The sequence below is a fragment of the Herbaspirillum sp. ST 5-3 genome (assembly GCF_004804275.1).
In the GTDB taxonomy this organism is placed as follows: Bacteria; Pseudomonadota; Gammaproteobacteria; order Burkholderiales; family Burkholderiaceae_D; genus Noviherbaspirillum.
This window is the reverse complement of the sequence record NZ_STGI01000002.1, coordinates 683,763-704,709: the sequence shown is the minus strand read 5'-3', so window position 1 is coordinate 704,709 and position 20,947 is coordinate 683,763. Positions and strand designations below refer to the sequence as shown.

Below are 20,947 nucleotides of genomic sequence, written 5' to 3'. Positions count from 1 at the left end.
TGGCCGATCTGGCGGGCGATGCCGATGTCCAGTGTCTTGCCCACGATGCCGCGGATATCGTATGCCTTGAAAATGCTTTGAGAGAGAGTCAACACGTTTTAGTGAACCAGAAAGAAGAAGAGCGCCCCCGATGCAGCGGGGAAGCGCAGCGCGCATGCGCGGCACATCGGCACGCCTGGCGCCGATGTGCGCCGGACTTACGATGCCTCGATCAAAGGCGTATTGTCCGAAGGCCGCTGGCCGTAACCCGATCTGCCATAGGTATATCCATAACCGTAACGTCCCGGCCGAACCTTGAGGTCGTTGAACAACACCCCTTTCGCCTCCAGGCCGGCCTGGCTCAGGCGCTTCATCGATTCACCGATCTCGCCCGGCGTGGTGACGCCGGCACGGGTCATGATGTAGATCGCTCCCGCGTGCGAGCCGATGATCATCGTATCGGCAACCGCGAGAATCGGCGGCGCGTCGATCAGCACGAGGTCATAACGCGTGGACAGCTCTTGCAGGAAGCTTCCGAAATTGGGGCGCAGCAGCAGCTCGGACGGATGCTGCGGCAAGGTTCCCGTGGTGATGAAATCCATGTTTTCGATCACGCCGTGATGAATCACCTGGTCCAGATGACGCGCACCCGCGATGGCATCCGACAAGCCGTCATGGCGACCGAAACCGAAGTACAGATGCAGCAAGCCGTTGCGCAGGTCAGCATCGATCAGCAATACCTTCTTGCCGGTGGCAGCCATGATGGCGCCAAGATTCGCCGAGACGAAGGACTTGCCCACACCCGGCGTCGCCCCGGTGATCAGCACGATGTTGTTCTTGAACTGCGGCAGCGAGAATTGAAGCGCGGTGCGGAAGTTGCGCAAGCTCTCGACCGCAATATCGCTGGAGGACACGTTGGCCAGGAGCGGCACCTTCTGCTGCTTGGCATTGACCTGCTGATACAACTCTTTCTGCTTCCGACTGTGCGGAATGGTTGCATAGACGGGCACGCCCGCGATCTGCTCCATCTGCTCCGGCGAATCGACACCGCCGACCAGCGTCTTGCGGAAGAACGCAATCACCGCACCGATGAACAAGCCGGCCAATATCGAAATGGCGATGATCGCCGGGCGGTTCGGCTTGATCGGCTTCTCAGGCAGCATCGGCATGTCGACCAGACGCACATTGCTTACCTTGCCGACCGTGACCAGACGCAGTTGCTGCGCCGTGTTCAACAGCGCGGTATACAGATCTGTATTGACCTTCACTTCCCGTTGCAGACGCAGCAGGTTCTGCTCCATCGACGGCAGCGACTTGATGTGTTCATTCATCGCGGCGATTTCGCCGTTGATCTCCTTCAGCTGGCTGTCGATGCCCTGAACAGCCGGATGTTCTTCCGTATAGCGCGACAGCAGTTCGATCTTCTTCTGCTGCAGGTCCATTTTCTTGAGCTTCGCCGCAGCCGATTGCTGCAGGCTCAGTTTCGATTCCTCGTTCAGGTCGACCGTACCGTTCGCATTGCGGAAGGCGTTGTACTTGGCCTCGGCCTGTTCCAGCTGGGATTTGATCTCGGGCAGTTGCTTGTTCAGGTAGGTCAGTGACTTTTCAGCCTCTTCCGTCTTGCGGGCGGCATTCTGCTTCGCATATTCCTTGCCGACTTCTGTCAGGACGGCATTGATCATCTGCGGATTCGAGCCTTGCAGGTTGACGCCGATCACGCCGGACTGCTTGCCGCCCAACTCATCCACCTTCATGCTCTTTTGAATGCCCTCGATGGTGGCCAAGCGCGATGCGCGCGACATCAGGAACTGCGCGCCGGGATTGCCGTCGAGGCGATCGATGCGCACTTCGATAGTGCCTTTCGGCAGTTCGAATATCGCTGTTTCGCCGACTTTGGCCTTGAGGTCAATACCCTGCTCTTCCTGCGTCAGACGGTACAAGCCATTTCCCTCCGCCGTCACCACGAATTCGCGATTGAGCAGCGATTCAGGCACATTGAAGGTTGCCACATCGATCTTTTCCGCACCCCATGCATAGCCGCCATAGCCGAGCAGTCCGGGCGTCGACAGTTTCTTGTTCTTTTTCGCTATCCACGACCCGATGCCTGGGAAATACCGGGGTCCGGCGTTGATATAAAGCCGCAGGTTGTCGATTGCGCGCGATACCACCAGCCGCGAGCGAATCAGTTCCATCTCGGCCAGAGCCGAGGTCTTCACGTCAAACATCGACGACAGGTCGCCGAGGATGTTCTTCGATTCCTTCTGACCTTCTTCCTCGACGTGAATCAGCATATTGGCTTGATATACCGGCGTCGTGATGAACGCATAGGCCGCGCCCAGCAAAGCCAGTACGAGCGTAATGGTTACGATCATCCAGCGGCTTTCCCACAGGACGTCGATGTAGCTTGCCAGCTCGATGTCGTTTTCTTCCTGGCGGATGGGCCCGGCGAGCCTCGGTATGGATTGATTCATCATAGGTTTATCAGCTTGTTGTTAGTACGGACATGAACGACACGAATCAAGACAGTGACTGCGAAAGCCGTCCCGATGGGCCTGGCCCGCTCGCGAGACTTTCGCTTCAGCGGCCCTTATTTGTTTGTTGCCGGCGTCACTGCGCCGACTGCCGATGACAGCGCACCCGGCAGGAGCAGGCTGATTGCGCGATGCCAGTTCGCCAGCGGCGTCGCCGCCACAAAGACCACATCCTTCGGATTAAGCTCGAAGCCTTCTGCCATTGCCAGCGCTCCAGGCGAGCGTCCATCAAGTTGATAGACCACCTGCTCGGCACCGGATTTGCGCACCACATAAATCTGGCTTCCGTCGCCGCTGGTCGGATTGATTCCGCCCGATTCGCCAAGTGCTTCATTCAATGTCAGGCGGCCGTTATGCATGGGCAGCGCACGCGGACTGACCACCTCGCCCGAGACGAACACCTTGCTTTCATCACGCGAACGAACCCGCACGACATCGCCGTTGGTGAGCATGATGCTGCCCGGATTGACCCCGCGCTGAACCAGCTGCGGCAGGTTGATGTAGTAGTTGGTGCCATCCCGGTTCACGACGACCTGGCTCTGGTCACCGGTCGGCAGCACGCCGCCGGCGCGATTGATCGCCTCGACCAGCGTCATCGGGATATCGTTGATCGCCTGCAGGCCCGGATTCTTCACTTCGCCGTCGACATAAACGCGCTTGCTGCGATAGGCCTGCACGCGCAGGGTTACCCGCGGCTGCTTCAGATAGCGCGAGAGCTTGCTGGCAAGCAGATTGCGCGCCTGATCCTGCGTGAGTCCGGCGACTTTCAGAGGACCTGCATACGGAAACTGGATCATGCCCTCATGGTCGACCATGAAACCGGCAGGCGGCGCGGTCGTCGCGGCGGTAGATGCGTCGGAGCCGGTACCTACGCCACCACCCGTGGAGATCGTCGCGGAGTTGGAGAGTTCAGGATGATCCCAGACCACGATCGACAGAACATCGCCGTTGTCGATGGTATAGGGCTTCGGTTTGGCCAGCAGCTTGCTGATGTCCTGGGTGGCCTGCTTTTCGCGCAATTCGCGCTCTGCCTTGACGAGATGGGGAGTAATCTGCCTCAGAACGGGATTCACATTTTCGTCGCCGCTCGCACTGTCCGTGCTTGCGGAATTCAGTCCGGACGATTGGCTGTAATGCATGCCCGGAGACACCGACGTGCAGCCGGCGGCGATCCACGGCAGCAGCACGCCCACGCTCCATTTTTTGAGAGAAGCTTTAGAACAGAAGTGCATTTGATTACCCCACATGATTTGCACGAAGTTGCCAAGACGGTTACCGGCATGTGCTGTGTTTAAGTTAAGGAAGCCTGGATCGGCAGGAGCCCGGAGCGGCGCAGTGGCGCTCGCGAGCATGGCAACGACGATAACGCGACGATAGCGCGACGACAGCGGGCATGTTTCCGGAGACATGATTCCCGCCGCGCGACGAAGCGGAAGCGTGGGCCGCTCCGTCTATTTCGTTGCCGTTCGACCATTGGCGACTTATCTGATGTACAACTCTACGTATCCCCTTATTGACTGTTTTGACGTGTATCAACGCACAACAAGATATGAAATTCAGGTGTATCAAAGCGTTACAGCGAACTTGAACACAGCAGACAAAGAGCGTGTGCAAGCGAAATGCACGGCATGCATTGCCGGTATTTCACCCGCAGTCAGGAATCGCGTAAGCTCAAGATAGCCGGGAAAGGAAGGAAGGACATTGCGCAAAAGCACGCAATGATTTGAGCAACATTAAGATATCGCGAAGCTTGGCGGACCCGATCTCGATTCGCTCGGCAGTTTTTCAACTGCCTGTCAGATGCCGCGCAGGGTCTGCAAGGGTGGTTGATTCAGCACGTTGCGCAGTCCGGCCCAGCCGCCGATGAATGCGCACAAGGCGCCACTCGTCAGGCCGGCGATCCACACCACAGGGCTGAAGGTCCATTCGAAATTGAACACATAGCGCGCCAGCGTCCAGCCGATGGCCGCCGCGCCACTTGCTGCGAGCACGCCGGACAGGCCGCCGATCAGTGCAAACTCGATCCACTGCGATTGCGAAAGCTGGCGGCGCGTGGCGCCGAGCGCGCGCAGCAGGCCGGATTCGCGAATGCGCTCATCCTGCGATCCGACCAACGCCGCATACAGCACCAGCACGCCCGACGCCAGCGTGAACAGGAACAGGAATTCAACGGCCGCAATGACCTGATCGAGCACGCCCTGCACTTGCCTGATCATGCTGCCGACGTCGACCACCGTCAGGTTCGGAAACTCGCGCATCAAATCATTCACGAGGGAAATCTTTTCCTGCGGCAAATGAAACGCCGTGATCCACGTTTGCGGCATGTTCTCGACGAGGGCGGGGTTGAGGATCACGAAGAAATTGACGCGCATCGAACCCCAGTCGAGCTTGCGCAAACTGGTGATGGTCGCCTCCACCTGCTGGCCCGCGATGTCGAAGCGCAGCTTGTCGCCCAGCTTCAGCTTCAGCGTTTTCGCCAGGCCCTCTTCCACCGATGCTTCCGGCTTGCGGTTGTCATACCAGCGTCCGGCGACGATGCGGTTCTGCGGCGGGATATCGCGCATGGTGGACAAATTGAATTCACGATCGACCAGGCGCCGCGCGCGATCGTCCACGTAGGTTTCATTGGTAATGGGCTGATCGTTCACCTGGATCAGGCGGCCGCGTATCATCGGATACAACTGCGCTTTGCCGATGCCGTTGGCGGCAAGCCGCTTTTCGAAGTCCGCTTTCTGCTCAGGCTGGATATTGATCACGAAGCGGTTCGGCGCATCCGGCGGCGTGGAATTCCGCCATGCGTCCACCAGGTCGCCGCGTATCACCGTCAGCAGCAAAAGCGCCATCAGACCAAGTGCGAGCGCCACAATCTGCACTACGGTCGCGCCTTGACGCCGCTGCAAGGCCGTCAAGGCGAAGCGCCATGCCGGATGATTGATGCCCATGCGCAGCAAGCGCAGCGATCGCAGGCTCAACCACCCGGCCAGCGCGAATACCGCGAATCCCGCGAGAAAGCCCGCGGCCGTCAACAGGCCAAGTTTCGGATTACCCGATTGCCACAACAGCAGCCCGATAAAGGCAAACAGCCCCAGCCCGTAGGTCGCCAGGGTGGCGGGTTGCGGCGCGTCCTGCTCGCGCCGGATGACACGGTTGTGTGGCACGTTGCGCAATTGCAGGATCGGCGGAATCGCAAAGCCAATCAGCAGTAGCAGGCCTGTTGCCATGCTTTGCAGTGCCGGCAGGAACGTCGCTGACGGCAATTCGCTCGTCACCAGCTTGCCAAGCCCTTCGAGCAGCACGAAATGCGCGGCAAAGCCCACGGCGGCACCAAGCAGGCTGCCCACCAGGCCAACCGCGAAAAATTCGATCAGATACATCGCCGTCACCTGGTTTTGCGTCAGACCGAGGCAGCGCAGCATCGCGCAAGCATCGAGATGACGCAGCATGAAGCGGCGCGCGGCCATCGCAACGGCGACAGCGGCCAGCATGGCGGACAACAGGCCGACCAGCGAGAGGAATTCTTCGGCGCGGTCCAGCGTCGCCCGCATTTCGGGGCGCCCGGACTCCAGCGATTCGATGCGCACGCCCTTGACGTTGTCGCGCTCGATCCGGCCTTGCAGCCAGCGCTGGAAACGCGCGACCTCGGCCTGCTCGCCCGCCACGAGCAGGCGATAGGTGACGCGTGAACCGTTCTGGATCAGCTTCGTCGCGGGGAGATCGGACAAGGGCAGCATCACGCGCGGGGCGAAGTTCATGAAACCCGCGCCGCGATCCGGCTCCACCGCGATCACTTGTGCGATACGGAATTGCTTGTCGCCCAGCTTCAACAGGTCTCCCGCCTTCACGTCCAGCCCGGACAATACGCCGGGATCGACCCACACCGTGCCCTCTTCCGGAATATCCCGTGTTGTGCGTTCGCCGCCATCGGAGCTTGCCAGTTTCAGCGCGCCTCGCAAGGGATAGCCGGCGGACACGGCCTTGACCGCCGCCAGTTGGGATACGGCCTTGTCGCCCTCGCCGGCTGTCGCCATGCTCGGGAAGGTGACGTTTTCCGCCAGCGTGAATCCGCGCCTAAGCGCTTCCGCATACCACGCGCGATTGATCGGCTGGTCGGCGTTGACGACGAGATCCGCACCGAGCAACTGGTGCGCATCGCGATTCAGCCCTGCGCGCATGCGATCGATGAAGAACCCGACCGACGCCAGCGATGCCACTGCGACGATCAGCGCCACCAGAAGAAAGCGCAATTCGCCGGCGCGCCAGTCGCGCCGGGTCATGCGCAGGGCCTGGATCAGCATCAGGTACTCAGCCTTCTGAAAAGCCAGCGCAAGCCCCGCCATACCTTGGGCAGCAGCCACATTGCGATGAGAAAGAACGCAATGAGGAAAATGAACAAGACCACCGGATGGAAGAAGGCCGCCCACAAACCGCCAAGCACCGCCAGGTCTTCGGTGAAGGATGCCGCCCAGTTGCTGAACGGCTCGGGCGAGGTGTTGATCAGGGCGCGGCTGCCGGCCTTGGTCACATGCGCGCCGGCCGCAAAGGTGCCACCGAGGAGAGCGGCAATAGTCGACCATTCCGTTCCCATCTGCCCCAGCGCGGCCGCGCCGAGCACCGCGCCGGCCGGCACCCGGATGACGGTATGGATCGCATCCCACGCGGAGTCGATGCCGGGTACCTTGTCCGCCAGGAACTCCACGATCAGCAGCGCGCCGGTCACCGCCATCACCCACGGCGACTCCAGAACCTGCAAGGCGGGCGGCAACTCGATCCAGCCCGACCTGCCGAACCAGCCGGCGATGAACAACGTCATGTACAGGCGGATGCCGCTGGCCCATGAGAGACCGCCGGCCAGGGCCGCGGCGGAAAGCGTTTCATTCATGTTTGTCCTCCTCCGGCCTGCGCTCGAACCTGCGCTTCAGGTTGCGTGATTCCGGAATAGAGGGGGAGCGCGCTGCGAGCATGAAAGTTCCTGCCGCGATCAGCATGATCGGTATGATGAAGCGCCACGACAGCCCGTGATACAGGCGAAAGAACGACAGCAGCCCGGCCAGGATCAGCATCGGCCCGGCGACGATAGACGATTTCGTCACGCCATCCAGTACCAGAATCGCCACACCCGCGCCGGCGAGGCCGAGGATCCACAGCCAATGCACATCGGGCAGCCAGTCCAGGCTGTTCAGCAGCCAGGTGAGGCCAAGGACAATCAGCGTCACCGGCCAGATCGAATCTTTCATCATCTTCTCTTGGCATCCCTGCTCAGCGCAGATGTCATTGCAGCCGCGCGAGGTTCAACGCTCGAAAAACGCATCCACCTGATCCAGGTACTTCTGTTTCGTTGCGCCATCCAGGAAGGACGCCGCGAAGCTGTTGCGCGCGAGACGGTAGGCGTGGCTCTTTTCCAGAGGCAAGGCTTCGAACATTTGCACGAAATTGTCGTTCACGTAGCCGCCGAAATAAGCCGGATCGTCGGAGTTGACCGTCACCGTCAGTCCGGCGTCGAGCAGTTTCAGCAAATTGTGATCGGAGGTCTTGTCGAACACGCGCAGCTTGATGTTGGACAGCGGACAGACGGTCAGCGGCACCTTGTCGCGCGCCAGCCGTTGCGTCAATGCCTCGTCCTCCAGGCAGCGCACGCCGTGGTCGATGCGTTCGACTTTCAGAAGATCCAGTGCGGTGCGGATGTATTCCGGCGGCCCTTCCTCGCCCGCATGCGCGACCAGATGCAGGCCGAGCTCCTTGCAGCGTGCGAATACCCGTGCGAACTTTTCCGGCGGATGGCCGCGTTCGGAAGAATCGAGGCCGACGCCGATGAACTTGTCGCGATGCGGCATGGCCTGCTCCAGCGTCGCGAACGCCTCCTCTTCCGAAAGATGACGCAGGAAGCACATGATCAGGGCGCCGCTCATGCCCCACTGTCGATGCGCATCCTGCAATGCACGATGTATCCCGTTGATCACGGTGGCAATGGGCACGCCGCGTTCGGTGTGGGTCTGCGGGTCGAAAAACATTTCCGTATGCAGCACATGATCGGCATGGGCGCATTGCAGATAAGCCCATGTCATGTCGTAAAAGTCTTGCTCGGTCAGCAGCACGCTGGCGCCTGCGTAGTAAATGTCGAGGAATGACTGCAGATCGGTGAAGGCATAGGCGCGGCGCAGCGCTTCCACGGAGGGGTAATTGAGTGTCACGCGGTTGCGTTCCGCCAGCGCAAAGATCAACTCCGGCTCAAGCGAGCCCTCGATGTGCATATGCAGCTCTGCCTTGGGCATCTGCTGCAGCAGCGAACGAAGTGCGGCATCCATGGATTTTTCCCCTTTCTTGTGCAGTGACTTTGCTGCGATTGTACGGCCAAGAAGGGGCGTTTGTGTAAATCGGGCCGTTGCGGCAAGTCCATGGAGCGCGTTTTTATCCTGGAGCGAATCGTGTCATTGGCCCTGTCCGGCGAAGCGCAGGTTCTCTCCCGTCGTTACATGGTCGCGCCACGCATCGAATCGACATGCGTCTTTTCATAGACCTCCTGGCAGGGCGCGCAGCGCTCCGCGGTCGGCTGCACCTTCAGCCTCTCGAAGGGAATTTCCGTCTCGCACGAGACACAATCACCGTAAACGCCGTTCTCCATGCGGGCACGCGCGGCTTCGATGGCGCGCAACTCGGTCAGGTCGCGCGTCACGGCTGCATTGCCGAGGTCCACCGCCAGATTGGCAAAGGAGGAATCGCCCGGGTCCGGCGCTTCGGTCGCGACGTCCAGGAACTCATCCTTTTCGTCGACTTCGCGATGCAGTTCGGCACGCAGTGCCTGTTCACGTTCGTCCAGCATCTGTCTTAACTGAGCGAGTTGCTTTTCGGTCAGGTCTGCCATGGTGGTTTTTCCTCGTAAAGGGTCAATATATGCGTCAAGAAAGCGCGCTGTCGGCACGATAGCCGAATGTGCGTCCGTCACGACCGGAACAAGTATTCAGACGGCCGGCCTTTGACGCAGGCGCCATAAGGCCATCAGGGCAATTCCCGCACCCAGCAAGAGCGACATTGCGGTTTTCGGGTGGGTCGCAGCCTTGGTGTACAGGCTGGATTCCAGCACGCCGCCCCGGTAACCCGGCCGCTCCAGAAGATCCGGCCCCGGCCCGTAAAGGCTGTGCTGGGCGCGATTTCGCGCCGGCATGTCGGATTTCTGCTGCTTGAGAAGAAATCTCCGCATGTAGCGGTCCAGCATCCGCGGCGCGTAGTACGCCGTGGACGAAATCAGCTTCGCCGCGGCGCCAACGAAGATATCGCGTTCGACGTGCTCGGCGGCATGCAGGATTGCATTCGCGACCACTTCCGGTGCGTACACTGGCGGCGGCAGGCGCGGCTCGACTTCCAGATAATTCTTCGCGTGCTCGACGAACATGGTGTCGACCGCGGCCGGCTTAATCAGCGTGACCGCGACCGGCGCTTGTTCCGCCTCCAGCTCCATGCGCAGCGAGTCGGTAAAACCCTTGACCGCATGCTTGGAGGCCGAATAGATGCCCTGCAGCGGCAGCGCGCAATCGGAGACTTCGCTGCCCAGATTGATCAGTGCCCCGCCCCGCTGCTTCAGGTGTTCGGCCGCGATCAGCGAACCATATACCACGCCCCAGAAATTGGTCTGAAACAGTCGGTGCTGATCCTCGACGGAAACATCTTCGTTGCGCCCGAAAATCGCCACGCCGGCGTTGTTTACCCAGGTATCGAAACCGCCGAAGCGCTCGATGGCGGCCTGCGCCACCCTGCGCACGTCCTCCTCGATGCCGACATCGGCCACGACGTAAATCGCTTCGCTCCCCTTTTTCGACAGCTCGAAGGTCAACTGCTTGAGCGCATCCTCATTGCGCGCCACGAGGACGATTTTTGCGCCGCGTTCCGCAGCCTGACGCGCGGTGGTCAATCCGATGCCGCTGGTCGCACCGGTAATGACGATAATCTGGTCCGAGACTTTCTTGAGGCGAATCTTCATCTGGAAGCTCCTTTCCATGATTCCTCTCAGCGAAAAGCATGCCTGCTCCCGAAACGACGTTGCCACGCAGTACAAGCCGTGAAGGAGCAGTGATCAATCTGAAATTTTTACCCATCAGGTGCACGTTTTTGCACGACACAGGGTTTGCAGAAGACAGGGCTTTCCGCCTCGCATGCTTGACAAGCACGCCGGACAAATCAATCCTGAACATGCGCATGCATGATTCACAATACACCCGCCGGGACGAAACAGAAACCAAACCGATCATGAATGCATCAGAATGGAGCCTGTCCCCATAGCCACAAGGCAAGTCATGCCAACAATCAATGTCGAACTCAACGACGAGGAATACCGCGTCCTGTCGGATGAATACAAGAAAATGTGCATCGAGTGGTTGCATGCCAATGCCGCCACCACGCCGCCGCCTTTCGAGCAGTGGCTTTCCTCTCACCTGATGGCCGGCGTGGACAGCCTTGCGCCGCATGATCGCGATGTCGCGGAACTGCGCATCTTCAACGCCATCGAAAAGCTGATCATCAGTTTGCAGACGCATGGGTTCAGCCTGGCGCATCTGGGACGGCACGGCAGTTCCCCGACCGAATCGGCTGCCGCGCTGGCGCAGGCGATTTCCAATGATCTTGCCTTGGCGCATCCACGCGCGAAGCGCATACAGGAATTGGTGGAATATTATTCAAAGAGCCCGAAGGAAATTGCCGACCTTGCGCATGTCGTCATCACCAACCGGGCTTATGGCGCCTTGCACGAGGCCTATCGCAAACTGGTGGAACGTACGGAAACGGCATTGGACCATCTCGATGAGGAGAAGGCACTCGGCCGCGTGGAAGGCGCCATGGCGATCCTGGTCAGCCTGCAAGTGATCAGCCGCCACGCGGCCAAGGAGCAAACCGAGGCATTCAAGGCCGCCTTGCGCGACCGGAAGAAATAGCGAACCCGAAATCGGCGATCGCGGCCATTGCGATCCAGAACAACACGAGGCGTACGATGAGCTATCCCACAAATCAATTCGGCGTACCGCAATACCCCGACCACGACGCGCGTCGCCTCTTCGTCCTCCTGTCCGCCATCGACCTGCTCGAACGTCCGACCGTCTCGGCCATTGCCGATCTGACCAGCCATGACAAGGAAACCGTGGACGCCGATATCCAGCGCCTGCGCGAACAGTTCGGCGTCGTCCTGCACAAGGTCGGCGACATTTACCGCATCGAGTCCTGGGGTGACGTTCTCAAGAGCGACGGCGTCAAGCGCTATCTGAAGGCGTAGGCCGGCGATTTCGCAGCGATTTTGCAGCGATTTCCGCTTGCCGTTCGCGCAACATTTACCCATTGGCCCCCTTTCAAACGAGAAAGGAAAGATCGGTGTAAACTGCCCAGCTTTTTGCCTCGCTGGCAACACCAGCAAGCGTTCCCTTGGAGTAATAACAATTGAGAAAGGTTTTGCACCGGCTTCGCGCCTATTTGCCCAGTCCGCTGGCAACCAATGGCGCGGAGCGCCTGCGCGCCTGCTGTGGCGCCATGATCGGCATTGTCCTCACCGGCGCAATAAGCCGGCTGGTCCTCGGGCCGGGTGCGGCGCTCGCGCTGGTCGCACCGATCGGCGCATCCGCCGTCCTGCTGTTTGCATTGCCAGCCAGTCCGCTGGCGCAACCCTGGTCCATCGTCGGCGGGAATATCGTCTCCGCGATCGTTGGCGTGGCTTGCGCGCGGCTGATCGATGATCCCTTGATGGCGGGCGCCCTCGCCATGCCGCTCGCGATCGCCGCCATGTTTGCCCTGCGCTGCCTGCATCCGCCCGGAGGCGCCATCGCCATGAGCGCTGTGATCGGCGGGCCGGCGGTCCGGGCCGCGGGCTTCGATTTCGTACTGGCCCCGGTGGGACTGAACTCTTTCTTGCTGCTGCTGGTCGCGCTCGTTTTCAACAACGCCACGCGCCATCGCTATCCGCATCTCGCGCATCCCGATCACAGCAATACGCACGGCACCAAGGACGCCCTGCCGCGCGACCGCCTCGGCTTTACGCCTGCCGATCTGGACGAAGTGCTCAAGCAATACAACGAGGTGCTGGACATCAGCCGCGATGACCTGGAGTCGCTGTTCCTGCAGACCGAGATGCACGCCTATCGCCGCCGCTTCGGCGAGATCACCTGTGCCGACATCATGTCGCGCGACGTGGTCACGGTGGAGTTCGGCACCGAACTCGAAGAAGCCTGGTCGCTGCTGCGCAAGCACAAGGTCAAGGCGCTGCCGGTGGTCGACCGCGCACGCCGCCTGATCGGCATCGTGACCTTCGTCGATTTCATGAAAAACGCCAATCTCGACGTCTACCGGGGTTTCGACGACAAATTGCGCCAGTTCATCCGGCGCACCGCGCACACCCATTCGAACAAACCGGAAGTGGTCGGGCAGATCATGACGCGCACGCCGCGTACCGCGCGCAGCGACATGCACATCGTCGACCTGGTGCCCTTGCTGTCGGATATCGGACTGCACCACATCCCGATCATCGATCGCGAACGGCGGCTGGCCGGCATGGTGACCCAATCCGACCTGATTGCCGCGCTGTATCGCGGCCGACTGTCGGACACGGCCGAAGCGGCGTAAGCGCTTGCCCGTACGCAAACCATGCCGCTGAAAACCACTCCTGGCGCGAAAGAAGCTTATGCAGGCTCAATATTGATGCCTGAGCGATAAGTACGATGAGTCTAGTTCCGCACAAAAAAGCGCCGGCTTAGCTCATTCGGCAGAGCAGTTGATTTGTAATCATCAGGTGGGAGGTTCGAATCCTTCAGCCGGCACCATCATCAAGGGCCTGTCTTGCGACAGGCCCTTTTTCATTGATGCAAATATCGGTCGAACCGTGATGGTGTTTCGGTATCTAAAGATCAGTTCTTACAAGGAGCTCATCATGAAACGGAAGACCAAACCCTCACCGGGTGCGGCGAACCGCGGGACTCAACAGACGTCCGCCTATACCGTGCATAGCCCGTTTATCGGAAATCCCTACGCCGGCAAACCGCTCGACGGCAGCCAGTATGTCGATGTGGTTGAGGAGCAGGAGTACGCAGATCGCCGCCCGACGCCGGAAGAACAGAAACCCCGCTTTGCCTTCGAGCCTGAACCGAAGTCAAGCCCCGGAAAGTGACGCTTAGGCGCCGTGCAGGGATAACTTGTGCAAGTTATTTCTGCGCGGCGCCTTAGTCCGCTTCGCGCACCAGGCGCATGCCGACCAGGGTATAGCGCGTCTGCGGTGTATTCCAGTTGCGATACGAGGATCGTGCATAGAAGGACCAGGTGTGCCACGATCCTCCGCGCCGCACCCGCACCGAGCCCGACTCCGGTCCCTGCGGATCATTCACCGGCGAGCGGACGTAATAGTCGTCGGCATGCCAGTCCGCGCACCACTCCCACGCGTTGCCGAGCATGTCGTACAGGCCGAAGGCGTTCGGCGCAAAGCTGCCCACCGGGGCAGTGAATTCGAATCCGTCATGTCCCGCCAGCGCAAAGGCTTCCCACTTGGGCCAGTCTTTCTTCGTGTCGGCGTCGAAGGTATTGGCGATCCTGACCAGCGACTGCGGGTCATCCCCGCTGTAGTAGCGCGTGCGCGTCCCGGCGCGTGCCGCATATTCCCATTCCGCTTCCGTCGGCAAGCGATAATGCTTTCCTTCGCGCTCGCTCAGCCACTTCGCCATGGCCGTCGCGTCGTTCCAGGTCACGTTCACCACTGGATGATCCTCTCCTTGCGCAAAGCCCGGATTGCTCCATGAATACTTCGGATTGCGCCCCTCGAAGGCATCGCCGCGCTCGGACTTGGCCGGATCGTACTCGCGGTTGAATCCGTAGCCGCCGGTACCATCCGCCACCGACTCCGGCTTGTAGCCCGACTCCTGCAAAAAGCGCCTGAACTGGCCGACCGTCACCTCGTACTGCCCCATGTAAAACGCTTTGGTGATGCGCACCTTGTGCACCGGCGCTTCGTCGGCCAGAAGCAGAAAGCGCTGCGAGTCGTATTGCGGATAATCCCTGGAAAGCGCGGCCGGCGACTCATCGCTGCCCATCATGAATTCGCCGGCCGGAACCAGGACAAACTTCATGTCCAGCGAATTCCTGATCGCTTCCTGTGGCGTCGAGGGCGGCGCGCCCGCCCCTGCGGAAGAAGCCATCAGAAACGCGAACAGGAAGATCGTCGGCCGTGTATACATGGTAGATCCGAGAGAGTGGATTGGGCAGGCGGCAAAAGAAGACCGCCACGAAACACGGATTTATCTTAGCATTTCCTTACTTGCGGGAATGAATCGGCACAGCGAACAAGCATGCTTGCGCAACGGCATTGCCATTAGCAAAATGCCTCGGTCCGACCTAGACTGTTGATAAACATTTATCAACAGTGAACAGAGGAGTGGCCATGTCAATGTTTCCTCTCGCAAAGTCCTTGCTGATCAGCTTGTGTTTGTGCGCGTCCGGCGCGATGGCAGTTTCCCTGGATGATTTGTCCAATCAGGATGCCACCAGCGGCTTGAAGGCGGCACTCGAAAAAGGCGCGGTGTCGGCAGTCGGCAAACTCGGCGTCCCGAATGGTTTCCTCAACAATGAAAAGGTCAAGATCCAGCTGCCGCCGATCCTGGAGAAGGCGCGTCCGGTCATGAAAATGACGGGGCGCGGCGAACAGCTCGATGAACTGGTGGTCGCGATGAACCACGCCGCCGAAGCGGCCGTGCCGATGGCCAAACCCCTGCTGCTCGATGCCATCCATTCGATGTCAGTGGCCGACGCCAAACAGATACTGACGGGCGGCGATACCTCGGTCACCGACTTCTTCCGCGCCAAGACCTCGGCACCGCTCACGCAAAAGTTTTTGCCAATTGTGAAGAAGATCACGGATCGTGCCGATCTCTCCGCCAAATACAACGGGGCGATGGGCCAGGTCTCCAAACTCGGCGTGGCGCGGCAACAAGCGACCGTGGAAGATTATGTGACGCAGCGCGCGCTTGACGGCCTGTATACGATGATCGCCGAGGAAGAAAAGGCGATTCGCCGTGATCCGATCGGAACCGGCAGCAAGATCATCAGCAAGGTGTTCGGCGCGCTGCACTGAGCTCAGGATTCGCGCCCCGGTATCAGGAGATGCCGGCGATCGCATCTCGGCGGCGGCAGTTCGCCCAAAAAGATGCATTTAAGATGAATCTTATGGTAAAGTATGCTCCATCACGCATCGCGATGCAGGACAGCTTCATTCCGCGACTGATGCCAAGACATTCGGCCAGCCGCACTCTCTGTAGCAGGCACCCGACATGGCAAAGAAATTTCCCGTCAACCCGAAACATCCCGAGCGCATCTGCTGGGGCTGCGACAAGTTCTGCCCGGTCGGTTCGCTGGCGTGCGGGAACGGTTCGGAACGCACCCAGCATCCGGTTGAATTGTTCGGCGAGGACTGGCAAGAATGGGGCCTCGACGCGGAAGAACAACCGGCCGAGCAGTCCGGGGAATAAGCGCCATCCCTCGTTGTCCCACCCGGCCGGCAATGCAGCCGATCAGTACCGATAGAAACCGCGCTTGGTCTTTCTGCCGAGGAAACCGGCATCGACCATTTCCTTCAGCAGTGGTGCGGGACGGTACTTCGGATCGTTGAAATCGCGATAGAACACCTCCATCACCGCCAGGCAAGTATCAAGTCCGATGAGGTCGGCCAGCGCCAGCGGCCCGATCGGATGATTCGCGCCCAGCTTCATGCCGGCATCGATTTCCTCGGCGCTGGCAATCCCTTCCTGCAGCACGAACACCGCCTCATTAATCATCGGCACAAGGATGCGGTTGACTACGAAACCGGGCGAATTCTTCACAAGGATCGGCGTCTTGCCGGTCTTCTTCGCGAGCTCCTCGGTCACGGCAACCGTCTCGTCGCTGGTCTGAATACCCCGAATGACTTCCACCAGCGCCATCACCGGCACCGGATTGAAGAAGTGCATCCCGACAAATTGCTGCGGACGCGACATGGCCGCCGCCAGCTTGGTAATCGATATCGACGAGGTATTGGTCGCGATGATGGTTCCGGGCTTGGCCAGCGCATCGATTTCCTTCAGGATGCGCAGCTTGAGCTCCAGGTTTTCCGTCGCCGCCTCGATGATGAAATCGGCCTTGGCAAGCTGGCTCAGTTCGGTGGTGCCGCTGATCCGCCCGAGCGCCGCGCTCATCTCTTCGGAAGTCATCTTTGCCTTGTTGACTGCACGTTCGAGCAGCGACGAAATGCCGGCGATCCCGCGTTGCACGGCCGCGTCGTTGATGTCACGCATGATGACGTTCATGCCCGCCAATGTACATACTTGCGCGATGCCGCTTCCCATTTGTCCGGCGCCGACGATACCTATCGTTTGAATGCCCATGATGTTCCCTTTGATTGGATGAAATGCGTTGTACTGAAAATGCGCATCCCCGTATAACGGAGAGGATTCGGCAGCATTTTACATTCTGCGCCGCTCAAACTATTCGATGCGCCGCGGCATCATGCGCGCCGAACCGAAATCGCGTACCGGTGTCGAAATCAGGTGGTCAATCGAAGGGGATGCGTATGAAGCGGCTATTCACCTGCGCAACGGTGCTTTTCCTGTCTGCATGCGCGCACAAGAGCCCCGAACAAATGACGGCACTCTTTGGCGATCCCGCGCCGTTGACGGCTGCCACACAAACCATCACGATCCAACCCGGCACCAGGTGGGTCAATGTCACCGGCGGCGACACCGTCAAATTCGTCGTGGGTGACAAAGCGTTTGCCTGGACCTTCAACGTGGCGCGCACCGTCAATTCCTTTGACCTGAGCCGCGTGGCGCCACCCGGCGTGCTGGACCGTCCGGTGGAGGCTTATGTCGCGCCCGACCCTCGGTACTTTGGCGCGGATGGTTTCGACAGCGGCGGAGCGAAGTAAGCGAAGCGCGACTCGATGTCTTCAGCGACCTGGGAGCAACGCGTGAAGATGTCCGTCCTTGTCCGACAACTCGATAGACGCGCCTCACGTTCAACGTTGAGCACTGTCAAGATGCCGGTAGCGCATCAGAATAGCCTTGATCCATGTGTGCGTGCGATCCGGGATCGAGCAAAGGACGGCGATGGCGACCATGACCAAACTGGCACTCGGAATGATGGGCAAGCTGCGGCCCAAACCTGCCCTCGGGGAATCGACAGCCTCCATTGCGCTGCCGCCGCCGGTGAAACATGGCGGCCTCCCATTGATGGAAGCGCTGGCGGAGCGCCGGTCGACGCGTGAATTTGCACGAGATGCCCTGACCCTACCCCTGCTTTCCGGACTGCTTTGGGCAGCCTATGGCGTGAACCGTCCGGATGGCTTCCGCACCGCACCTTCCGCGCTGAACGCCCAGGAGATAGACGTGTTCGTGGCACTGCCCGGCGGCGCCTATCAATACGACCCCACGGCGCATGCCTTGCATCTGGTGTCGGGGAGCGACGTGCGGCGCGTGACCGGATATCAGGATTTCGTGGATGAGGCGCCGCTGGATCTGGTGTATGTTGCCGACCATCGGCGGATGAGCATGGTGCCGGCAGGACAACGCGAAGCCTTCGCTTACGCCGCGGCCGGCGCGATTGCGCAGAACGTGTACCTGTTCGCCGCCAGCAATGGCCTGGCAACGGTGATCCGCGCCTGGATCGATCGGTCGGCGATCGCCGACGCACTTGGCCTGACACACGATCAACAGGTATTGCTGTCGCAGACCGTCGGCTATCCTGTTGGCTATCCCGGCGGCACGCAATGAAGCCTTGAACACAGTGCGCGGCCATTCGGCCAACCCGATTTCATATCGGCCAATGCCGCCGCGTCAATGCGCCATGAGAACGGGACAGGTCATGGACCGGAAGATGGTTGCGGTCACGCCGCCAAGCACGATTTCGCGAAAGCGCGAATGCCCATAGCCGCCCATCACCAGCAAATCGGCGCCAAAGCGCGACACTTGGTCCAACAGGGCTTCACCGACGTCGATCCGTTCACCAGTGCGCATACTGGCGACCTCCAGCCTGATGCCGTGCCGCGCAAGAAAGAGCGCCATGTCCGCTCCCGGCTCTTGCCCGTGCGCGCCTTCCCCGATCTTCGGATCGATCACGCTCAATAGCACCTGGCCTGCATTGCGCAGAAATGGCATGGCGCCAGTGATCGCGCGCGACGCCTCCATGCTTCCATCCCATGCCACAACACAGCGTCTTCCAATCGTCTCCGGACGCGTGGAATGCGGACAGATCACAAGCGGCCGTCCTGCATTGACAAGAACATATTCCGGAAGATTGCGCGGCTCGTCGAGCGGATCGTCCGGATCGACTTGCCCGACAATCAGCAAGTCGCTGTAGCGTCCCTGAAGACAGAGCGCCATGCCCGGGTCGGCTTCGATAATACGCTTTTCATACGAGCTGACGCCGTTGCTGCGGGCGATGCTCTCGAATACTTCAAGATCGGCCGCCGCCTTCTCCCGAACACGCTCGAGGTAAGCGGTCAACACAGATGCGGCTTCGCTGCCGACGCAATTCATGTAAGGGAGATTCATCCATCAATGTCGAAGCCACCCCGACAAGGTGTGCGCCGATACTCGCCGCAAGTTGCGCCGCCACGCGAACGCGATCGCGCATATGACGCGAGGAATTGATGTAAACGACAAACGTTGCGCGGTCCATGGCGATCTCCGCAGGGCCTTGAGAAAAATTCGGCTCTATATGCAAGATGCTATGACTACGTCTGGCGAATTCGGGTGATCCAGGTCAAGAAGTCGATTGTTGTGCTCAAAAGAAAATGCTTGGGATTCAAGGGTACGTCTGCGCCGGAACGGTTTCATTGAATCAGGAAACCGTCACGCCTCCATGACGCGCAAGACGATCAGCCGCTTCGTCCACCATCCGTTCGACGATCACGGCCGCCGGCTCAATGGCATGGATCAGACCCGCAGCCTCGCCGAACCAGACGGCCGTGTTGTCCGGGTCACCTTCTGCAAAGGCCTGTCGGTAACGAGGCCCCTCCACGGCGACGTTCTTTTCCAGCAAATCTTCACGGCCGTGCCAGCGCTCGGTGAATGCATTGCGACGGATACGCGCGGTGAATCCCTGTGGCCAGGGGATCTGGCGGGCGATGTCCGGGATCCGCGTGCGCAGGGTGCCATCCCCATCCGTATCGACAATGGCTTGATGGTGGCGTTCGCCCACCAGTGCTTCCCTGGTAGCCCAAAAACGCGTTCCGGCCAGGACGCCGTCCGCACCGAGCATGATGGCAGCAGCCAGTCCGCGCCCATCCGCAATGCCGCCTGCGGCAAGCAGGCAGGTATCCGGCGCATGCTGCGCAAGGTAATCGGCGGCTTCCGGAACGAAGCTCAATGCGCCCCGGAGAGATCCATGACCGCCTGCTTCCGCGGCTTGCGCCACGACGACGTCGACACCCACATCGACTGCGTCCATCACATGCTCCATGTTCTGGCACTGGCAGATCAGGGCCGCGCCCGCATCCCGAATTTCATCGACAAAGGGACGCGGATCGCCAAAGGACAGCATGACCGCTGCCGGCCGGTGTCGCAGCACATCGGTCAACAAGGAAGGCGACTTGCGTAACGACCACGTAATGAATCCCACACCAACCCGCTGGCCCGCGGCGGCGGTAAACTGATCCTCCAGCCAGGCCGGATCTCCGTATCCACCGCCGATCAGACCGAGTCCCCCGGCCCTGCTGACGGCGGCAGCGAGCGCACCGCCCGCAGCAAAGGCCATTGGCGCGGAGATGATCGGATGCTGAATGTTCAGCGCACGGGTCAATCTGTTCGAGAACTTTGCCATTGATCTTTCCTTGGTCAAGTTGAATGAGGCACGCTGAAAACCGCCCTGTCGAATTATCGGAAAGCTTGCTTGTCCGGTCATCATTTTGACAAGAAACGAGATGTCGCGCTGAAGACCGGCTTACCGCGCTGCGCGGCGCGTTCAGCCGGTTTCTGATCCTCAACGCTGCATCGCCGCTACAAGGACTTCAGGTATTCAACCAGGTCGCGCTTGTCCTGGTCGCTGAGGGCGAGTTGTTTGGTTGTGTTGTAGTGCTCGACCACATCCATCAGGGTGGCGAAGCGTCCATCATGCCACCGGCTTGCCGCGTCGGGCCGGCGGTTGAACCATTGTTCGCTACGGCATTGATCGACAGGACGCCGACCGGGAACATGGCGTCCGACTCTGGACAAGACATTGGATGAAGTCGGGCGCGCTTGCGTTCCGACGTTGGCGCGATCAGCCGGCGACGTTCTTCACATGGCCATGCGGAATGCCGGCGACCTCATCCTGAGCGGCGTCTCCGTCAGCGAGATCGACACATCGGATCAACAAGGAAATTTCTGAAGCGACAGGCGACACGTTCGGCCTGAACCGCAGCGACATCAAAAACCGGAATAGTTCGCGAGCAGAATAGCGATGCCTGTCACAGCGATTGA

The 20,947-nt window shown here is 60.1% G+C and carries 21 protein-coding genes and 1 tRNA gene; 9 read left to right on the top strand and 13 right to left on the bottom strand.

Annotated elements, in window-relative coordinates; all coding sequences use genetic code 11:
• Positions 1 to 197: 197 nt before the first annotated feature.
• The 8 genes from E6W33_RS06900 to E6W33_RS06865 all read right to left on the bottom strand — a co-directional run bounded on the left by E6W33_RS06900 (position 198) and on the right by E6W33_RS06865 (position 10,482).
• The gene (locus E6W33_RS06900) at positions 198 to 2,453 is read right to left on the bottom strand and encodes a polysaccharide biosynthesis tyrosine autokinase (protein ID WP_247869546.1); all 2,256 of its coding nucleotides are present in this window, start codon (positions 2,451 to 2,453) and stop codon (positions 198 to 200) included.
• A 113-nt stretch (positions 2,454 to 2,566) separates the two neighbouring features.
• Positions 2,567 to 3,742 carry a polysaccharide biosynthesis/export family protein gene (locus E6W33_RS06895; protein ID WP_168798558.1) on the bottom strand — a complete coding sequence of 392 codons (1,176 nt, stop codon included), beginning with the start codon at positions 3,740 to 3,742 and terminating at the stop codon, positions 2,567 to 2,569.
• A gap of 564 nt (positions 3,743 to 4,306) precedes the next feature.
• Positions 4,307 to 6,805: an FtsX-like permease family protein gene (locus tag E6W33_RS06890; RefSeq protein WP_136415661.1), complete on the bottom strand. Its 2,499-nt coding sequence runs from the start codon at positions 6,803 to 6,805 to the stop codon at positions 4,307 to 4,309.
• Complete coding sequence (locus E6W33_RS06885) at positions 6,805 to 7,389, bottom strand: DUF4126 domain-containing protein (RefSeq protein WP_136415659.1); 585 nt, start codon at positions 7,387 to 7,389, stop codon at positions 6,805 to 6,807. Before E6W33_RS06885 ends, E6W33_RS06890 begins: the two co-directional genes overlap by 1 nt.
• Positions 7,382 to 7,747, bottom strand: a complete 366-nt coding sequence (locus E6W33_RS06880; protein WP_136415657.1) for a DUF2254 domain-containing protein — start codon at positions 7,745 to 7,747, stop codon at positions 7,382 to 7,384. The genes E6W33_RS06885 and E6W33_RS06880 overlap by 8 nt, the downstream gene beginning before the upstream one ends.
• Positions 7,748 to 7,798: 51 nt before the next feature.
• Positions 7,799 to 8,812 carry an adenosine deaminase gene (locus E6W33_RS06875; protein ID WP_136415655.1) on the bottom strand — a complete coding sequence of 338 codons (1,014 nt, stop codon included), beginning with the start codon at positions 8,810 to 8,812 and terminating at the stop codon, positions 7,799 to 7,801.
• Positions 8,813 to 8,976: 164 nt separating this feature from the next.
• A complete protein-coding gene (locus E6W33_RS06870; protein ID WP_136415653.1) occupies positions 8,977 to 9,369 on the bottom strand; it encodes a TraR/DksA family transcriptional regulator in 393 nt (130 codons plus the stop codon).
• Between the two features lie 96 nt (positions 9,370 to 9,465).
• Positions 9,466 to 10,482, bottom strand: coding sequence for an SDR family oxidoreductase (locus tag E6W33_RS06865; RefSeq protein ID WP_136415650.1), 1,017 nt, complete (start codon positions 10,480 to 10,482; stop codon positions 9,466 to 9,468).
• 313 nt (positions 10,483 to 10,795) lie between these two features.
• Here E6W33_RS06865 and E6W33_RS06860 point away from each other — a divergent pair, with 313 nt between their 5' ends.
• The 5 genes from E6W33_RS06860 (at position 10,796) to E6W33_RS06840 (ending at position 13,641) form a co-directional block, all read left to right on the top strand.
• Positions 10,796 to 11,428 (top strand): hypothetical protein, encoded by a 633-nt coding sequence (locus E6W33_RS06860; RefSeq protein ID WP_136415647.1) that lies wholly within the window; start codon positions 10,796 to 10,798, stop codon positions 11,426 to 11,428.
• Positions 11,429 to 11,484: 56 nt separating this feature from the next.
• Positions 11,485 to 11,763 (top strand): hypothetical protein, encoded by a 279-nt coding sequence (locus tag E6W33_RS06855; protein WP_136415645.1) that lies wholly within the window; start codon positions 11,485 to 11,487, stop codon positions 11,761 to 11,763.
• A gap of 161 nt (positions 11,764 to 11,924) precedes the next feature.
• On the top strand, positions 11,925 to 13,100 hold the full coding sequence (locus tag E6W33_RS06850; protein WP_247869545.1) for an HPP family protein: 1,176 nt from the start codon (positions 11,925 to 11,927) through the stop codon (positions 13,098 to 13,100).
• Between the two features lie 121 nt (positions 13,101 to 13,221).
• A tRNA-Thr gene (locus tag E6W33_RS06845) sits at positions 13,222 to 13,297 on the top strand.
• Between the two features lie 107 nt (positions 13,298 to 13,404).
• On the top strand, positions 13,405 to 13,641 hold the full coding sequence (locus E6W33_RS06840) for a hypothetical protein (RefSeq protein WP_136415642.1): 237 nt from the start codon (positions 13,405 to 13,407) through the stop codon (positions 13,639 to 13,641).
• Positions 13,642 to 13,693: 52 nt separating this feature from the next.
• On the opposite strand, the gene E6W33_RS06835 is transcribed toward E6W33_RS06840, so the two are convergent.
• The gene (locus E6W33_RS06835; protein ID WP_247869554.1) at positions 13,694 to 14,659 is read right to left on the bottom strand and encodes a formylglycine-generating enzyme family protein; all 966 of its coding nucleotides are present in this window, start codon (positions 14,657 to 14,659) and stop codon (positions 13,694 to 13,696) included.
• A 242-nt stretch (positions 14,660 to 14,901) separates the two neighbouring features.
• Here E6W33_RS06835 and E6W33_RS06830 point away from each other — a divergent pair, with 242 nt between their 5' ends.
• Both E6W33_RS06830 and E6W33_RS06825 read left to right on the top strand, forming a co-directional pair.
• Complete coding sequence (locus E6W33_RS06830) at positions 14,902 to 15,591, top strand: DUF4197 domain-containing protein (RefSeq protein ID WP_136415638.1); 690 nt, start codon at positions 14,902 to 14,904, stop codon at positions 15,589 to 15,591.
• A gap of 196 nt (positions 15,592 to 15,787) precedes the next feature.
• On the top strand, positions 15,788 to 15,985 hold the full coding sequence (locus E6W33_RS06825; RefSeq protein ID WP_136415636.1) for a DUF3079 domain-containing protein: 198 nt from the start codon (positions 15,788 to 15,790) through the stop codon (positions 15,983 to 15,985).
• A 42-nt stretch (positions 15,986 to 16,027) separates the two neighbouring features.
• Here the strand turns inward: E6W33_RS06825 and E6W33_RS06820 are convergent, their stop codons facing one another.
• Complete coding sequence (locus E6W33_RS06820) at positions 16,028 to 16,876, bottom strand: 3-hydroxybutyryl-CoA dehydrogenase (protein ID WP_136415634.1); 849 nt, start codon at positions 16,874 to 16,876, stop codon at positions 16,028 to 16,030.
• Positions 16,877 to 17,061: 185 nt separating this feature from the next.
• On the opposite strand from E6W33_RS06820, the gene E6W33_RS06815 reads away from it, so the two are divergent.
• Both E6W33_RS06815 and E6W33_RS06810 read left to right on the top strand, forming a co-directional pair.
• Positions 17,062 to 17,415, top strand: coding sequence for a CzcE family metal-binding protein (locus tag E6W33_RS06815; RefSeq protein ID WP_136415632.1), 354 nt, complete (start codon positions 17,062 to 17,064; stop codon positions 17,413 to 17,415).
• A gap of 190 nt (positions 17,416 to 17,605) precedes the next feature.
• A complete protein-coding gene (locus E6W33_RS06810) occupies positions 17,606 to 18,259 on the top strand; it encodes a nitroreductase family protein (protein ID WP_348983150.1) in 654 nt (217 codons plus the stop codon).
• Between the two features lie 63 nt (positions 18,260 to 18,322).
• Here the strand turns inward: E6W33_RS06810 and E6W33_RS06805 are convergent, their stop codons facing one another.
• From E6W33_RS06805 to E6W33_RS06795, 3 genes are all read right to left on the bottom strand, one after another.
• Positions 18,323 to 19,039, bottom strand: coding sequence for a universal stress protein (locus E6W33_RS06805; protein ID WP_136415628.1), 717 nt, complete (start codon positions 19,037 to 19,039; stop codon positions 18,323 to 18,325).
• A gap of 289 nt (positions 19,040 to 19,328) precedes the next feature.
• Positions 19,329 to 20,309 (bottom strand): nitronate monooxygenase, encoded by a 981-nt coding sequence (locus E6W33_RS06800; RefSeq protein ID WP_136415626.1) that lies wholly within the window; start codon positions 20,307 to 20,309, stop codon positions 19,329 to 19,331.
• Between the two features lie 176 nt (positions 20,310 to 20,485).
• Positions 20,486 to 20,701, bottom strand: coding sequence for a hypothetical protein (locus E6W33_RS06795; RefSeq protein ID WP_136415624.1), 216 nt, complete (start codon positions 20,699 to 20,701; stop codon positions 20,486 to 20,488).
• Positions 20,702 to 20,947: the final 246 nt, after the last annotated feature.

What these genes read in the sequence shown, in the direction of transcription:
- E6W33_RS06900 (WP_247869546.1), bottom strand. Translation starts at nt 2,453, where the DNA reads ATGATGAATCAATCCATACCGAGGCTCGCCGGGCCCATCCGCCAGGAA.
- E6W33_RS06895 (WP_168798558.1), bottom strand. Translation starts at nt 3,742, where the DNA reads ATGCACTTCTGTTCTAAAGCTTCTCTCAAAAAATGGAGCGTGGGCGTG.
- E6W33_RS06890 (WP_136415661.1), bottom strand. Translation starts at nt 6,805, where the DNA reads ATGCTGATCCAGGCCCTGCGCATGACCCGGCGCGACTGGCGCGCCGGC.
- E6W33_RS06885 (WP_136415659.1), bottom strand. Translation starts at nt 7,389, where the DNA reads ATGAATGAAACGCTTTCCGCCGCGGCCCTGGCCGGCGGTCTCTCATGG.
- E6W33_RS06880 (WP_136415657.1), bottom strand. Translation starts at nt 7,747, where the DNA reads ATGATGAAAGATTCGATCTGGCCGGTGACGCTGATTGTCCTTGGCCTC.
- E6W33_RS06875 (WP_136415655.1), bottom strand. Translation starts at nt 8,812, where the DNA reads ATGGATGCCGCACTTCGTTCGCTGCTGCAGCAGATGCCCAAGGCAGAG.
- E6W33_RS06870 (WP_136415653.1), bottom strand. Translation starts at nt 9,369, where the DNA reads ATGGCAGACCTGACCGAAAAGCAACTCGCTCAGTTAAGACAGATGCTG.
- E6W33_RS06865 (WP_136415650.1), bottom strand. Translation starts at nt 10,482, where the DNA reads ATGAAGATTCGCCTCAAGAAAGTCTCGGACCAGATTATCGTCATTACC.
- E6W33_RS06860 (WP_136415647.1), top strand. Translation starts at nt 10,796, where the DNA reads ATGCCAACAATCAATGTCGAACTCAACGACGAGGAATACCGCGTCCTG.
- E6W33_RS06855 (WP_136415645.1), top strand. Translation starts at nt 11,485, where the DNA reads ATGAGCTATCCCACAAATCAATTCGGCGTACCGCAATACCCCGACCAC.
- E6W33_RS06840 (WP_136415642.1), top strand. Translation starts at nt 13,405, where the DNA reads ATGAAACGGAAGACCAAACCCTCACCGGGTGCGGCGAACCGCGGGACT.
- E6W33_RS06835 (WP_247869554.1), bottom strand. Translation starts at nt 14,659, where the DNA reads ATGGCTTCTTCCGCAGGGGCGGGCGCGCCGCCCTCGACGCCACAGGAA.
- E6W33_RS06830 (WP_136415638.1), top strand. Translation starts at nt 14,902, where the DNA reads ATGTCAATGTTTCCTCTCGCAAAGTCCTTGCTGATCAGCTTGTGTTTG.
- E6W33_RS06825 (WP_136415636.1), top strand. Translation starts at nt 15,788, where the DNA reads ATGGCAAAGAAATTTCCCGTCAACCCGAAACATCCCGAGCGCATCTGC.
- E6W33_RS06820 (WP_136415634.1), bottom strand. Translation starts at nt 16,876, where the DNA reads ATGGGCATTCAAACGATAGGTATCGTCGGCGCCGGACAAATGGGAAGC.
- E6W33_RS06815 (WP_136415632.1), top strand. Translation starts at nt 17,062, where the DNA reads ATGAAGCGGCTATTCACCTGCGCAACGGTGCTTTTCCTGTCTGCATGC.
- E6W33_RS06810 (WP_348983150.1), top strand. Translation starts at nt 17,606, where the DNA reads ATGACCAAACTGGCACTCGGAATGATGGGCAAGCTGCGGCCCAAACCT.
- E6W33_RS06805 (WP_136415628.1), bottom strand. Translation starts at nt 19,039, where the DNA reads ATGAATCTCCCTTACATGAATTGCGTCGGCAGCGAAGCCGCATCTGTG.
- E6W33_RS06800 (WP_136415626.1), bottom strand. Translation starts at nt 20,309, where the DNA reads ATGGCAAAGTTCTCGAACAGATTGACCCGTGCGCTGAACATTCAGCAT.